This window comes from Aliiglaciecola sp. LCG003, from assembly GCF_030316135.1.
Classification (GTDB): Bacteria; Pseudomonadota; Gammaproteobacteria; order Enterobacterales; family Alteromonadaceae; genus Aliiglaciecola.
Map to the genome: position 1 here is coordinate 4,044,777 of NZ_CP128185.1, position 13,508 is coordinate 4,058,284.

A 13,508-nucleotide genomic window follows, 5' to 3' on the forward strand; every position below is an offset into this window, starting at 1 on the left:
ATGATTGCATTAATTCAACGGGTAACCCAAGCAAAGGTAAGAGTAGATCAGCAAACAGTTGGTCAGATTGGACAGGGTATGCTGGTGCTCTTAGGTGTGGAGAAGTCTGACACCCAGGCCACAGCTCAGAAACTCATGGGTAAAATTGCCAAGCTGCGTATATTCAATGACAGCGACGGTAAAATGAACCTGAACATCAGTCAGTCCCAAGGCGAAATATTGGTGGTTTCGCAATTCACTTTAGTAGCAGATACCCAAAAAGGTAATCGACCCGGTTTTTCAAATGCAGCTTCCCCAGAGCAGGGGAAATCGCTGTATTTAGCATTTGTTGAGCACTGCCGACAAGCTGGGATTAATTGTCAAACCGGTCAATTTGGTGCAGATATGCAAGTGTCACTGGTCAATGATGGTCCGGTCACCTTCCACCTTCAAATAAATTAGTCTGTCTATTGTGCCCTGTTTCTGATTAGGTTTTAATGGTTAGCGTTGTCTGCACTCCCACATCCATGATGTGACACCATATGTATGCATAGATAGCAAACGAAAGACGATTGATAACAAGAGATCCAAACTTTTATGTACAGAATTGAAATACCAAAAACCGATGAACAGTTAGCTGCTTATTTCCTATTTCGTTGGGAAATGCTCAGAAAACCTTGGAATCATCCGCTTGGCTCAGAGAAAGATGAATATGAGCAAGTGGGAGAACATCGTATGGTAGTCGACAGCCAAGGAAAGGTCATCGCTGTGGGCCGTGTACATCTCAACATGGCTGAAGAAGCGCAGATTCGCCATATAGCGGTCTCTAAAGAGCATCAAGGCAAAGGAGTGGGTAAGTTAATTTATTCCGCGCTGGAGGAGGTAGCTCGCCAACAGGGCGCAAAACGTCTAGTCACAAACAGCCGTAAAGTGTCTATCGAGTTTTTTACTGCCTGCGGTTTTGAAATAGAAAAAGAAGTCTCTGCCGAAATGGGTAAGCTTAAGCGCACCCAAATGATCAAAAAACTCTCTGATGTTAATCAAGTAATGCTCCACCCAAAATGGTGTCAGGAATTGCAAAATACATGGTATGAAACTATTCCGATCAGTGAGCAAATGGGCATTCAGCTTTATCAATATACAGGCAAGACTCTCGAAACCAGAGCGTCGTTAAACAAAAATATTAATCTTCACGGAACCATGTTCGCCGGCAGTATATTTTCTTTGGCTACTTTGACTGGCTGGGGCATGATCCACCTTAAGTTAAAAGAAAAATCATTGTCAGGTGAGATAGTTTTGGGGGACGGTGACATTCATTATCACAAACCCATCACCATGCAACCTAGAGCCAAATGCAACATAGAAACCCTAGAAGGGAAGTTTGAATTACTCGAGCGTGACAAGAAAACTGCCATCAAACTGCAAGTGGACATTCTTGATGGCGAAATGCCAGTGGCTGAATTCAAAGGCGTATTTTGGGTGTTACCTAGCGCTAAAGCCGAGGGTTAAGCTACTCCCAAATTACGGATATAAAAAAAAGCGCGATATACGCGCTTTTTTTGCTCTGAAGGATATTAAGCAACCATCGCTGACTGTAATTTCTTCATTGCATTCTTTTCAATTTGACGAACTCGCTCAGCTGACACTTGGTATTTATCAGCAAGTTCTTGCAAAGTAAGTTTATCGTCAGTCAACCAACGGGTTTGAATAATATGTTGGCTGCGCTCGTCTAAGGTTTTGATCGCCGAGTATAAACGCTTACTAGCGTTTTTATCATAGTCGGCATCCAATACTTCGCTTTCAACATCGGCAGATTTGTCTTCCAAAAATTGGACGGGAGCAAAGCTTCCACTTTCATCATCATCAGCTGATAGGTCAAAAGCCTGATCTTGGCTACTCATACGAGCTTCCATTTGCAGTACTTCTTTGGTACTCACACCCAGTTCTTTTGCAACTTTTTGCACTTCATCGTGGGTAAACCAACCTAAACGCTTCTTATTCTTACGTAGATTGAAAAATAACTTACGTTGGGCTTTAGTGGTTGCAACTTTCACTATGCGCCAATTTTTTAAGACAAATTCATGAATTTCGGCTTTAATCCAATGCACAGCAAAGGAGACTAGGCGAACACCAACTGTTGGATCAAAACGTTTAACCGCTTTCATCAAACCGATATTACCTTCTTGAATTAAATCCGCTTGTGGCAATCCATAGCCAGAATAAGATTTAGCTATATGGACAACAAAACGTAAGTGAGACATAACCAGTTTACGTGCAGCTTCTAAGTCATCATCTTGCTGAAGACGCTCGGCAAGCGCACGCTCCTCTTCAACCGTCAGCATATTAATAGTGCTGACCGCTTGAATATAGGTTTCGATGCTTCCACTTTGAGGGACGCTCAATGCTAAAGCTCGCATATTTGTGCTCATGTAAACCCCTTAATTTGTTACTACCTGGTAGTCTACCAAAGACTATTGGGTGACGCTACTCGTCTATACGTTGTAAGACCGTCAGAACGACCAAATAATTCAATAAATTTTATAAAAACTAGTTATTTTTAGTCAATAGAGCTTAATGGGGGCATATCTAAACATTTAAAGATATGAATTGTTAAGTTTTTGTTCCAGAATGCCAACGCTGATTATAAAACTAGCTAGAGAGGTTGAAAAGTCTCAGGTTTGCTGAATTTCAACTCAGGTTAGAAAACATAAATATTTTTTATATTATAGGGCCGGTTTAGATGTTTGCATACGTCGCAAGACAAGCTATTTTTGATAATAATTCTGAAGTATATGCGTATGAGCTACTTTTTAGAGACGGAAAAAGTAATTGTTTCCCTGAAATCGGACCTGATGAGGCAACCTCTAAACTGATCACCGGTAGTCATCTATCTATGGGTGTAGAGGAGATAACGGCTGGCAAAATAGCCTTTATAAATTTCCATACTGATACGCTTCTTTATCGCTTCCCGACCTCATTAAATCCACAAAATGTGGTGATTGAAGTTGTTGAGACGGTCGACATCAGCTCAGAACTTATCGCGGCATGTAAACATATTTCCAATTTGGGCTACAAGGTCGCGCTGGACGATCACGACTTTGATCCTAAATGGGATCCACTACTGCCTTATATTCACATAATAAAGGTTGATTTGGCCGAAGTGGAATTTGCTACAGTTGAGCGGTTAATTCCAAAATATCAGCAAATGGGAATTAAATTAGTTGCTGAAAAAATTGAAACACAAGAGGAATTTCTGCGCTGTAAGGCTATAGGATTTGATTTTTACCAAGGTTACTATTTCGCCAGACCTGAAATCACTAAACACCGAAATATTCCTTCTTCAAAGTTGGTCTTGCTTGAGCTTATCAGTGCGAGCAGTGGAATTTTATTTGATTTTGAAAAAATCCATAACATTATTGCCAAAGATGTTTCCTTGTCTTATATGTTGCTACGGTTTATCAACAACCCCATTCTCAACAAGCGCAATAAAATCACTTCATTGAACCACGCACTAACCTATATGGGTGAAGTGGAAATTAGGAAATTTATCGCCTTGGTCGCATTAGCCAATATGGCAGAAAATAAACCCCCAGAGCTTGTGCACTTATCCTTAGTGAGAGCTAAATTTTGTGAACTAGTGGGTAATGAGAAAAAAGCGGCAAACAATCCCCCCATGGGCTTTTTGGTGGGCTTGTTATCGTTGCTAGACGCATTGTTAGACCAATCAATGCAGCAATTGATGGAGAAATTACCACTGATAGATGACCTAAAAAATGCTTTATGTGGTATAGAATCTCAACTTAGAGATTATTTATCACTGGCCAGAGCATTCGAATATACTGACTGGAAAGGCGTTAAACAGCTTGCTACAAAGCTTGAACTAGATCAGCGCTTGTTGCATAGTTTCTATAATGAGGCGATGAATTGGGGCGCATCAATGACAGATTCTATTAAAAAATAGCCATATATTGATTTAACTCTAAAAAACTAAAATCAAAATTGAGGATTAATAAATGTTTGCTTTCGTCGCTCGGCAACCGATATTAGACAGAGAAAAGGATGTGTTTGCCTATGAGCTGCTATTTAGAGACGGTATAAAGAACTGCTTTCCAGAATATAATATAGATGCTGATGAACCATCAACGGCGAATTATTCGCCGCAAAAACTCGCCCTTGACGATATTTCTTGTCAGAAGACTTCCTTCATCAACTTTACTAATGAAACCTTGTACAAAGGCCTTCCGAAAAGTTTAGACCCTAAAACGGTGGTAGTTGAAGTATCCGATGGCGACGTAGGAGACATGAATCTCGTCAAAGCCTGTGAAAACATTCGTGAAATGGGTTTTCAGATCGCCTTAGCCGAACCTAAATTAACCACCAGCAGTGATCTACTCAATTTAGTCAATATCGTCAAAATTGATACCTTGCGTCACGCTATTCCGAGTATTGCTAAGCAAGTACCGCGCTTTAATAACGCAAACGTTAAAATGGTAGCAGACAACGTTAATACTCAGCAGAGCTTTCAACAATTTAGTGAAATGGGTTTTGATTATTTTCAAGGTTATTTCTTTTCCAAGCCTGAGTCCTTTACCCAATCTCCCCTGCCTGTAAACAAACTGTCAATGATTGAACTCATTAGTGAGACCAATAATGATAATTTTGCAATCGATCGGGTCAATGACATCATTGAGCGGGATGTGGGTCTATCGTATATGTTATTGCGTTTCATCAATAACCCCATGATCAACAAGCGCTTTAAAATTACCTCTTTAAAACATGCGTTAAATTACATGGGTGAAGTGGAGGTTAAGAAATTTATAGCCCTGCTGGCAATTGCAAATTTAGCGGATGACAAACCGATGGAATTACTCCATATGTCTTTGGTACGGGCTAAATTTTGTGATTTGTTAGCCAAAGAGCGTAAGGTGGGTGACAATCCACCCACTGGCTTTATGACTGGGTTGTTTTCCTTACTGGATGCATTACTAGACCAAGAAATGCAGCAATTGGTCACAAAAATGCCAATTGTTGATGAAGTGAAATTTGCTTTATGCGGCGGCCAGAACGATTTGCTACTTTACATTATGTTAGCCAGAGCATTTGAAAGTGGTACCTGGCTGAAAGTAAAACGTATCTGTGATGCCCTCAAGCTGGAGCAAAAGTTTGTACATGGTTTATTCAATGAAGCGATTTTGTGGGGTAACGGCGTCAGACATTCCATTTCGCCGCATTATCCAAGAACCGTCGCTTAATTTACCCTAGCGGTCCACTGCCATGCACAGAGGTATTGCTCAAGAGCGCGAGTTATTTTGGCTCAATACCTCTAACATGGCGGTGAACTGAAATCATCGAGCCTGCTAAACCTAAAAATACGGAGACCCCCAACATCACTAGCAAGGCTTCTAGATTCATACCAGTGAGATCGAAATTTTTGTCATATTTAGCCGTGAGTGCATCGATACTGCCGCCCATCCACCAAAGTAAGATTAGGACCGCGAACCACGCCATCAAGCCGCCCAACAAACCATACCAGAAGCCGGTATACATAAACGGACGATGGATAAAAGCATCCGTTGCCCCCACTAGCTTCATGACCAATATTTCGTCGCGACGACTGAGAATATTCAATCTGATGGTGTTGCCAATGATCAGCACAACTGCTAGAAATAATAGCAAGGCAACTGCATATATCAGCTCTTTAGCTATAGACAAGAAACCATGCAATCTTTCAAGCCACTTAATATCCAATTTTCCTTGTTCAACGAACCGCTCATTGCGCAGTTTTTCGAGCAACAGCTTAGCGGCCGTCGGCGAGCTATATTTCGCAAGAGGTTTAACCAGCACCACATCGGGTAGCGGGTTTTCAGATAGGTAATCTAACGCGTCCCCTAAGCCTGATAGCTGTTGAAACTCTTTGAGACCTTGGTCTGCAGGAATAAAGCTTACGCTGTCAATTTCAGACCACAGACCCAGTCGTGTGACCAGTTGAGCGCTATCTTTTGGTTTAATGTCTTTTTGCAAGAACAAGGTAATCTCAGATGCTTGCTCCCACCCATCAGCAATATGCTCAGCATTTTTGACCAGAATATAAAAGGTGCTGGGTAAGGTTATACTCAGCCCCAACACCCCTATAGTCATTAAAGATGCCACAGGGGCTCGCCACAACTCGCCTAGGCTGCTAAGCGCTTGACGCACATGACTAACAAAAAACATTAAGATGCGCTGTACAAGCCCGACTTGAGTGGTTTGTGCGCCATGAGAACGGCCCGTAAACAGAATACTCATTAGAGACTGTACTCCTTGGGTGATGTCCCGTCCCATTCATCGGTTAAACCATCTGTGATCATTTGGCCTTGCTTGAGGGTTAGGGTGCGGTACTTCATGCGTGCAATCAAGCCAAGATCATGGGTAGCAATAAACACTGATACGCCTGCTTGATTAAAGTCTTCAAACAAGCGAATAATTTCCATCGATAGTTTCGGGTCTAAGTTTCCGGTGGGCTCATCGGCCAACAATAGCGGAGGTTTGTTTACCACGGCACGGGCGATTCCAACCCGCTGTTGCTCACCACCGGATAGCATAATCGGTAGGTTGCGGATCTTATCTCTGAGCCCCACCATCTCAAGCGCTGCGTGCACTCGTTTGGTGATTTCTTTGTGTGAATAGCCTTCAATAACTAATGGTAAGGCGACATTGTCGAATACTGTTTTATCCATCAATAATTGGTGACTTTGGAAAATCATTCCAATATCGCGCCTGATGTAAGCAATTTGTCGGCGCTGGATCTTATTCAGATCGTGACCGTTGATCAGAACCTGTCCTACAGTTGGACGCTCCATAATGCTAATCAGCTTGAGCAATGTACTTTTGCCCGCCCCAGAGTGGCCGGTGAGAAAGGCCATTTCGCCTGGCTCAATGTGAAAACTCACCTTACGCAGCGCCTGTTGGCCACCAGCATAAGTTTTGCTTACTTTGTCAAACTTTATCACCGGATATTTTACCTACATCGTTGACCTCTACTGAGGACTAGTCTCACCATCTTGAAACAATGCTTCAACGAACTGGGCACTGTCAAAAGGCCTTAAATCATCTATGCCTTCCCCTACACCTATGTAGCGGATAGGAATGTCAAATTTATCAGCAATGGCAAATATAACGCCACCTTTAGCGGTACCATCTAATTTAGTTAAGGTTATCCCAGTCAAACCCACAGCTTCATTAAATAGTTTAGTTTGGCTTATCGCATTTTGGCCAGTGCCTGCGTCCAAGGTTAGCATGATTTCATGAGGGGCATCTGGATGGATTTTCTTCATCACCCGTACCACTTTTTTAAGCTCTTCCATCAAATGCTCTTTGTTTTGCAAACGACCAGCAGTATCAGCAATCAAGATATCTATATTCTTCGCTTGGGCAGATTGAAACGCATCAAAAATAACCGAAGCGCTGTCTGAACCTGTCTGCTGTGCCACAACAGGTATATTGTTGCGTTCTCCCCAAACCTGCAATTGTTCAACCGCCGCCGCGCGGAAAGTATCACCGGCCGCTAACATCACTTTTTTACCTTGCTGCTGAAATTGCTTGGCTAACTTACCGATTGTGGTGGTTTTACCCACCCCGTTCACACCGACCATCAATATGACAAAAGGGCCGTCACTTTTCTCAATAGCCAGCGGTTGACTGGTTTTGCCCAATATATCCGCCATTTGCTGCTTCAACAATTGATAGAGCGCATCACCATCTTTGAGTTGGGAACGTTTAGCACTCTCGGTCAGTTTAGTAATAATTTTGTTGGTGGTATCCATCCCCAAATCAGCAACCAGCAATTGGGTTTCAAGCTCTTCGAACAACTCATCATCAATGGCTTTACCTTTGAATAGACTGATAATCCCACTACCGAGGTTTTCTTTAGTTCGCGATAAGCCACGCTTGAGACGAGTGAAAAACCCCTCTGGCTCTGGCTCTGGCTCTGGCTCTGGCTCTGGCTCTGGCTCTGGCTCTGGCTCTGGCTCTGGCTCTGGCTCTGGCTCTGGCTCTGGCTCTGGCTCTCTAAGAGTGTCTGTTAGGGGTTTTTCTGTGTCCACGGTTAAATTTACTTGTGGATTCACTTCAGTTAAATCAGCAGTCAGTTCTGCTGCAATATCCGCCTGCACATCAACAGGCTGTTGCACAACTACTTCGGCTATGGATTCTTGGGTTGATTCAACTTCAACTGCATCATCTTGTCGCTCTTGCGGTTGATTAGAAGTGGGCTTTTGTTCAACAGGCAGCGTCTTATCATCTGGCAACGCGTCACTTTGGGTGGGCGTTTCCTGCTGTTCTTCTTTGCTTTTATTAAACCAACGGAAAAATTTAGACATGGGAAATTCTGTTCTCTCAATTACTCAAATTTAATACTTCACTGCGCCTTTCAAAACTCACGAGTGCAGAAAAACGCCTAAAGGTTTACACTATCAACCAATTTTGACAATCATAGCATTTCTTGGATTCATGAAGCGAGGCGTAAAAAAGCATTCTTCCCCAACAGGGGTACTGAGGATCATCAGTGGCAAGTGGCGTGGCCGTAAATTAGCGGTAATCGATGTCGAGGGTCTTCGGCCGACGACAGATCGAACGAAGGAAACCTTGTATAATTGGTTGATGCCTTATTTGACTGACAGTAGCTGTTTGGACATGTTCGCAGGTAGCGGAAGTTTGGGTCTCGAAGCCTTGTCTCGATATGCCGCACATGTCACTTTCATCGAACAAAATAAAGCGGCATGCGAGGTCATCCGAACTAACCTCAAAACCCTGTCGGTTTCAGCCGATGCTGCCGTTGTCCTGCATGGTGATGCGCTTACACTAAGCGCCAAGTTACAAAATAATTTCAACATCATTTTTATCGATCCGCCCTTCAACCAAGGGCTAGTAGCGAAATCTATTAGCCAATTAGTGGCGGCCGAATTGGTCAATTCAGGCAGTCTAATTTATATCGAATGTGAAAGAGAAAATGCCAATTATGCGGTGCCAGCCAATTGGCAGTGTATTAAGGACAAACAAACCCAGCAAGTCAGTAGCCGTGTTTTTCAAGTAACTGCGCTAAACCAAGATTAGATTTCGATGCCTATATTGGAAACACCTTCTTCAACGGCCAGCTTTTTAAGCAGCTTGATACTGTCAGATGAGGGGGACATATTGTGTAAAGCGTCTAATAGCTCAGTTTGAAATTCAACTTCCCAGGCCATCAAAGGATGTTGTTTAATCTCTTCTGCCGACAAGGATTCACCCGCGACAGCCTCTACAAAGGCTTCCACACAGCCTTGCGAGAGTTTACTGACCATTACGGCACCTTGCGGCTCGTCGTTCATAATCAATGATATAGTCGCCGCCAAGGAGATTGCTGCGTCAATTGCAGGATAGACACCATAATTATCAAAATCTGCGGCATCCGGAGTCGCCTCTTCAACTTTATCCAGTTGCAAAGCAAAATTAATTTTCGTTCCGCTACGGCCTAACCACTGCCAAATAGATTCCAATGATTTTCGAAACTGTTCGGCATCGGAATATTCCGTCGCTTGACAAAAAAGCTGATAATTGGGTTGCATACGCTGTACTAAGGTGGCTGCAAATGCCACCGCATGCCAACCGGTAAGTTCTCGAACTCGTTGAAAGGTGTTTAGCTTAGTGTTCACTTACTCGCTCCAAACGCATAATAATTACCCACGCCATCAAGAAACATTTGAATGGCTAGCATGATTAAAATCATACCCATCAAACGTTCAATAGCAATTAACCCACGCTCACCTAAAATTTTAAACAATAACCCTGAAAACATTAGAATAGCAGCCGATGCCAGCCATGCTGATGCCACGGCAATCGACCAATCAAACATTCTTAACGGATCCTGATTGGCCAATAGAATCAATGCGGCTAGCAAAGATGGGCCGGCAATCATCGGGATCGCCAAAGGTACAATAAAAGGTTCCTGCTCTCCTATGTCATCGTCATGATGCCCCTTTTGCGGAAAGATCATCCGTATGGCAATCAGGAATAGGATAATTCCACCGGCAATGCTTACTGCTTGTTGTTTGACGTTGAGAAAATCAAGCACTGCCTGACCACTAAATAAAAACAAAAACATAATTAGCAGAGAAAATATCAGCTCTCTTGCCAGCACAATTCGACGACGCTTAGGCTCTATGGATTTCAGAATAGACATAAATATTGGCAGGTTTCCCAAAGGGTCCATAATTAAAAATAACATGACTGCCGCAGACCAAATATCCATTCCACCTCCATTAATAAATTCCGTGGAATTGTAAACCGAATCCGACTAATTCCATAACCCTATCTAGAATAAAAGCTAAATCAATTACTTGCACCAAGGTAGGAGTTAATTTACTTTAGATGCTCAAATAAAAATTTGCATATAAAGTAGCTTCGAAACTAGCAATCTAAGCAAGTTGCGCTTTAATAGTAGCAGAACGAAAATATCTAAAAGTAACTAAGAGGAAAGATTGATGAGTTTGATGTCAGTAACAGAAGTCGCTGAGTTTTTGGGCGTACAAGAGCTACGTGTAGAGAGATTGGAACGAGAGAGCCTACTTATATCTAAAGACAAAGATGCCGAGGGTAAGCCTTTGTTCGACAAATCTGATGTTGAAAAATACAAAGAATTTGCAGAACGCATTGGTGGTATTTAATCAATTCACAACATAATGAATTGATAAAATTGACAGGTGGATCGACAACTTGGTCGACCCACATCAGTTTTTTAAGCGTCAAGTAGCACTTTGGCAATTCCACGGAAACCAATGCCTGTGGCACCTGCAGGTAAGAAAGCATTAGCATTTGAGTTGTATGCGGCTGCCAAATCCACATGTACCCACCCATCGCCTTGATTGGCTACAAAACGAGACAGGAATCCAGCTGCATTGGATGCACCGCCTGCGCCACCTCCTTTTTGCGCTCGACTGTTAGCCGTGTCTGCAAAATTTGAAGGACATTTGTCTTGATGCCAGATTTCAAGAGGTAGCGGCCAGACCATTTCATTTTCTTGCTCTGAGCAACCCATAAAGTTTTTCAAAGCGGCTTTATCTAAGGCGAACAAGGCGTTGTAATCACCACCAGTAGCAGCAACAGCGGCGCCAGTAAGTGTCGCTGCATCTATGATAATTGGGGCTTTGGTTTCGCTTGCGGCTAACAAACCATCCGCCAGAACGAGTCGGCCTTCGGCATCAGTGTTGACTATTTCTACCGACACACCATTTTTATAAGTTAGTACGTCGCCAAGTTTATAGGCATGGCCACTAATCAGGTTTTCCGCACAGCATAGAAACAATTTAACCCGTTTATTCAAACCTTGCATTATCGCCAAACCGAGTGCGCCAGTTACAGTTGCAGCGCCCCCCATGTCACATTTCATATTGAGCATGCCTTCGCTGCTTTTAATGCTGTAGCCACCGCTATCAAAGGTAATCCCTTTTCCAACCAGTGCAGCGGCCACTGGTTCTTGATCGTTCAAACCAGGATTGAAATCTAGTTCTAGCAATACCGGTGGTCTAACACTGCCTCGGCCGACATTGTAAATCCCCGTCCAACCAGCGTCAGCCAGTTCTTCGCCAACCCATTGTTTGACGCTTACCGCGTCTTTAGCCAACGAAGTGATCCAATCTATACTGCGTTTAGCCAGGGCTTCTGGCGAGAGTTCTTCTGGCGTGGCATTGACCATGTCACGGGTGAACTCTAGAGCAGCATAGCGCTGTTCTAAAGTTTCCTTATCGTCGTTGTCTAGCCACACAACTGGCTGTGCATTACGGGGCCTACGGAAACTAAAGGCGAACATCCATTGCTGCTCTAATTGCCATTCACCCGCAAATTTAATGCCTTGTAAATCTAATCCATCTATCTTTCTAGCTGCTTTTTGAATCGCCATATTTTGCTCGTCAGACGATTGATTTGGGTCCAGGTGAATAGTGGCTTTGTCTGCGTCAAAGCTAAGCAGAGCAGGGTCGCCCCAATGATGTGCTGCAGTTTGATAACTGAGTTCGACTAAAAGATGTGGCATACTAAGTCATTCCTAATTCGATTAGATGGGTCACAGCGTTGCACTGTTCAACGCTCCAAGATGAAAGGCTATTAAGTTAATAGCTTCAGGTAATAGAGGTAATATGCAGTTCCAGACACCACTTATCAAGGGCACACTGATAAAACGCTATAAAAGATTTTTAGCCGATATTGAGTTAGAGAATGGAGAACTGGTCACTGCCTATTGCCCCAATACAGGTGCCATGACGGGCTGCGCTGAACCCGGATATACAGTTTGGTTGAGCCCTTCAACTAACCCTAAACGTAAACTTGGCTATACTTGGGAGTTAGCACAAACCTTTGGTGGTGATTGGATTGGGGTAAATACCCATAACGCCAATAAGCTGGTTAGCGAAGCCATAAATGACAATCGCATTAGCGAACTCAGTGGCTATTCCAGTTGTACAGCAGAAGTGAAATACGGTGCGGAAAATAGTCGCATCGATCTGCTGCTCCAAAGCGAAGATCGAGCAGATTGTTATGTCGAGGTTAAATCTGTCACTTTAGCAAGAGGGCAAGATGGCTTTTTCCCCGATGCCAAAACGGCGCGGGGAAGTAAACATTTACGGGAGTTAATGCAGATTGTCGAACAACAAAAACGCGCTGTTTTACTCTATTGCGTACAACATTCTGCTATCAGTACAGTGCGGGTCGCAGCAGAGATAGATCCGGAATATGCTCAGACTTTACACACAGCTAAACAAGTAGGAGTGGAAATTTACGCTTATGGCTGCCATATTAGTCAACAAAAAGTCGAGCTAAATCAAGAGTTAAAATTCATTTGCAAAAAAAAGGGTTGATTTTTTATTTTAGGAGCCTATGTTTGCCAGTCGTAAAAAACAGCCACGTAGATTTTTGTAGGGCAAGTCGGCTAGAATCGTACCGACTTTGACAGATTGTAATAACAGTCATTGCATATTTTCGACCAGGCTAGGTTTACTAGGTTTATCACCTTCTTCTTTAGATGGATTCCTAGTAAGCACTGTTTGCGTCGTAGTGTAGGAGATTTGGCACATGCCAACAGGAAAAGAAAAAGCATTAGGGTTAATGGCACTCGCTGGTTTGACTCCATATCAGGAAAAACCTGGCGAAGAATACATGAACGAAGCTCAGATGGAGCATTTTCGTAAAATTTTGTCTGCATGGCGTTCGCAACTACGTGAAGAAGTTGACCGCACTGTGCACCATATGCAAGATGAAGCAGCTAACTTCCCTGATCCAGTCGATCGTGCTGCTCAAGAAGAAGAGTTTAGTCTTGAACTTCGTACCCGCGACCGCGAGCGGAAGTTGATCAAAAAGATAGAGAAAACCCTAAAACGTATTGAAGATGACGACTTCGGGTTTTGTGATGCCTGTGGAATCGAAATTGGTGTACGCCGCCTTGAAGCGCGCCCTACTGCCGATTTATGTATCGATTGTAAAACACTTGCTGAGATCAAAGAAAAACAATTGCAGGGCTAATTTCT

Annotated in this window: 15 protein-coding genes; 8 read left to right on the top strand and 7 right to left on the bottom strand. The window is 43.2% G+C overall.

Translation table 11 applies throughout. The features are described from left to right. Positions 1 to 441 (top strand): D-aminoacyl-tRNA deacylase, encoded by a 441-nt coding sequence (dtd, locus tag QR722_RS17650; RefSeq protein WP_286284285.1) that lies wholly within the window; start codon positions 1 to 3, stop codon positions 439 to 441. A 135-nt stretch (positions 442 to 576) separates the two neighbouring features. Beyond that, positions 577 to 1,488, top strand: a complete 912-nt coding sequence (locus QR722_RS17655; protein WP_286284286.1) for a bifunctional GNAT family N-acetyltransferase/hotdog fold thioesterase — start codon at positions 577 to 579, stop codon at positions 1,486 to 1,488. 65 nt (positions 1,489 to 1,553) lie between these two features. Here the strand turns inward: QR722_RS17655 and rpoH are convergent, their stop codons facing one another. Continuing rightward, positions 1,554 to 2,408: an RNA polymerase sigma factor RpoH gene (gene rpoH / locus QR722_RS17660; RefSeq protein ID WP_286284287.1), complete on the bottom strand. Its 855-nt coding sequence runs from the start codon at positions 2,406 to 2,408 to the stop codon at positions 1,554 to 1,556. Between the two features lie 311 nt (positions 2,409 to 2,719). Here rpoH and QR722_RS17665 point away from each other — a divergent pair, with 311 nt between their 5' ends. Continuing rightward, positions 2,720 to 3,940: an EAL and HDOD domain-containing protein gene (locus QR722_RS17665; RefSeq protein WP_286284288.1), complete on the top strand. Its 1,221-nt coding sequence runs from the start codon at positions 2,720 to 2,722 to the stop codon at positions 3,938 to 3,940. Positions 3,941 to 3,992: 52 nt separating this feature from the next. Beyond that, entirely contained in the window at positions 3,993 to 5,231 is a 1,239-nt protein-coding gene (locus QR722_RS17670; protein WP_286284290.1) for an EAL and HDOD domain-containing protein, read from the top strand. Positions 5,232 to 5,283: 52 nt separating this feature from the next. Here QR722_RS17670 and ftsX read toward each other — a convergent pair whose 3' ends face one another. The 3 genes from ftsX to ftsY are packed head-to-tail and all read right to left on the bottom strand — an operon-like array spanning position 5,284 to position 8,336. Continuing rightward, positions 5,284 to 6,264 carry a permease-like cell division protein FtsX gene (ftsX, locus tag QR722_RS17675; protein ID WP_286284291.1) on the bottom strand — a complete coding sequence of 327 codons (981 nt, stop codon included), beginning with the start codon at positions 6,262 to 6,264 and terminating at the stop codon, positions 5,284 to 5,286. Beyond that, positions 6,264 to 6,968 carry a cell division ATP-binding protein FtsE gene (gene ftsE, locus QR722_RS17680; RefSeq protein WP_286284293.1) on the bottom strand — a complete coding sequence of 235 codons (705 nt, stop codon included), beginning with the start codon at positions 6,966 to 6,968 and terminating at the stop codon, positions 6,264 to 6,266. The genes ftsX and ftsE overlap by 1 nt, the downstream gene beginning before the upstream one ends. Before the next feature lie 27 nt (positions 6,969 to 6,995). After that, a complete protein-coding gene (gene ftsY, locus QR722_RS17685; RefSeq protein ID WP_286284294.1) occupies positions 6,996 to 8,336 on the bottom strand; it encodes a signal recognition particle-docking protein FtsY in 1,341 nt (446 codons plus the stop codon). Between the two features lie 130 nt (positions 8,337 to 8,466). On the opposite strand from ftsY, the gene rsmD reads away from it, so the two are divergent. Continuing rightward, entirely contained in the window at positions 8,467 to 9,069 is a 603-nt protein-coding gene (gene rsmD / locus QR722_RS17690) for a 16S rRNA (guanine(966)-N(2))-methyltransferase RsmD (RefSeq protein ID WP_286284295.1), read from the top strand. Here the strand turns inward: rsmD and QR722_RS17695 are convergent. Further along, a complete protein-coding gene (locus QR722_RS17695; protein WP_286284296.1) occupies positions 9,066 to 9,647 on the bottom strand; it encodes a YjaG family protein in 582 nt (193 codons plus the stop codon). The two genes, rsmD and QR722_RS17695, sit on opposite strands and share 4 nt — an antisense overlap. Beyond that, complete coding sequence (locus tag QR722_RS17700; RefSeq protein ID WP_286284297.1) at positions 9,644 to 10,243, bottom strand: YhgN family NAAT transporter; 600 nt, start codon at positions 10,241 to 10,243, stop codon at positions 9,644 to 9,646. The genes QR722_RS17695 and QR722_RS17700 overlap by 4 nt, the downstream gene beginning before the upstream one ends. A 232-nt stretch (positions 10,244 to 10,475) precedes the next feature. Between QR722_RS17700 and QR722_RS17705 the strand changes: the two genes are divergently transcribed. Further along, entirely contained in the window at positions 10,476 to 10,658 is a 183-nt protein-coding gene (locus QR722_RS17705) for a helix-turn-helix domain-containing protein (RefSeq protein WP_286284298.1), read from the top strand. Between the two features lie 71 nt (positions 10,659 to 10,729). On the opposite strand, the gene pepB is transcribed toward QR722_RS17705, so the two are convergent. Next, the gene (gene pepB / locus QR722_RS17710) at positions 10,730 to 12,022 is read right to left on the bottom strand and encodes an aminopeptidase PepB (RefSeq protein ID WP_286284299.1); all 1,293 of its coding nucleotides are present in this window, start codon (positions 12,020 to 12,022) and stop codon (positions 10,730 to 10,732) included. A 103-nt stretch (positions 12,023 to 12,125) separates the two neighbouring features. Between pepB and sfsA the strand changes: the two genes are divergently transcribed. Both sfsA and dksA read left to right on the top strand, forming a co-directional pair. Next, positions 12,126 to 12,842 (top strand): DNA/RNA nuclease SfsA, encoded by a 717-nt coding sequence (sfsA, locus tag QR722_RS17715; protein ID WP_286284301.1) that lies wholly within the window; start codon positions 12,126 to 12,128, stop codon positions 12,840 to 12,842. A gap of 214 nt (positions 12,843 to 13,056) precedes the next feature. Then, positions 13,057 to 13,503 (top strand): RNA polymerase-binding protein DksA, encoded by a 447-nt coding sequence (gene dksA / locus QR722_RS17720; RefSeq protein WP_286284302.1) that lies wholly within the window; start codon positions 13,057 to 13,059, stop codon positions 13,501 to 13,503. The last annotated feature ends 5 nt before the right edge of the window (positions 13,504 to 13,508 follow it).

Bases quoted from the DNA above. Each gene is read 5' to 3' on its own strand.
- dtd (WP_286284285.1), top strand. From the start codon at position 1: ATGATTGCATTAATTCAACGGGTAACCCAAGCAAAGGTAAGAGTAGAT.
- QR722_RS17655 (WP_286284286.1), top strand. From the start codon at position 577: ATGTACAGAATTGAAATACCAAAAACCGATGAACAGTTAGCTGCTTAT.
- rpoH (WP_286284287.1), bottom strand. From the start codon at position 2,408: ATGAGCACAAATATGCGAGCTTTAGCATTGAGCGTCCCTCAAAGTGGA.
- QR722_RS17665 (WP_286284288.1), top strand. From the start codon at position 2,720: ATGTTTGCATACGTCGCAAGACAAGCTATTTTTGATAATAATTCTGAA.
- QR722_RS17670 (WP_286284290.1), top strand. From the start codon at position 3,993: ATGTTTGCTTTCGTCGCTCGGCAACCGATATTAGACAGAGAAAAGGAT.
- ftsX (WP_286284291.1), bottom strand. From the start codon at position 6,264: ATGAGTATTCTGTTTACGGGCCGTTCTCATGGCGCACAAACCACTCAA.
- ftsY (WP_286284294.1), bottom strand. From the start codon at position 8,336: ATGTCTAAATTTTTCCGTTGGTTTAATAAAAGCAAAGAAGAACAGCAG.
- rsmD (WP_286284295.1), top strand. From the start codon at position 8,467: ATGAAGCGAGGCGTAAAAAAGCATTCTTCCCCAACAGGGGTACTGAGG.
- QR722_RS17700 (WP_286284297.1), bottom strand. From the start codon at position 10,243: ATGGATATTTGGTCTGCGGCAGTCATGTTATTTTTAATTATGGACCCT.
- QR722_RS17705 (WP_286284298.1), top strand. From the start codon at position 10,476: ATGAGTTTGATGTCAGTAACAGAAGTCGCTGAGTTTTTGGGCGTACAA.
- pepB (WP_286284299.1), bottom strand. From the start codon at position 12,022: ATGCCACATCTTTTAGTCGAACTCAGTTATCAAACTGCAGCACATCAT.
- sfsA (WP_286284301.1), top strand. From the start codon at position 12,126: ATGCAGTTCCAGACACCACTTATCAAGGGCACACTGATAAAACGCTAT.
- dksA (WP_286284302.1), top strand. From the start codon at position 13,057: ATGCCAACAGGAAAAGAAAAAGCATTAGGGTTAATGGCACTCGCTGGT.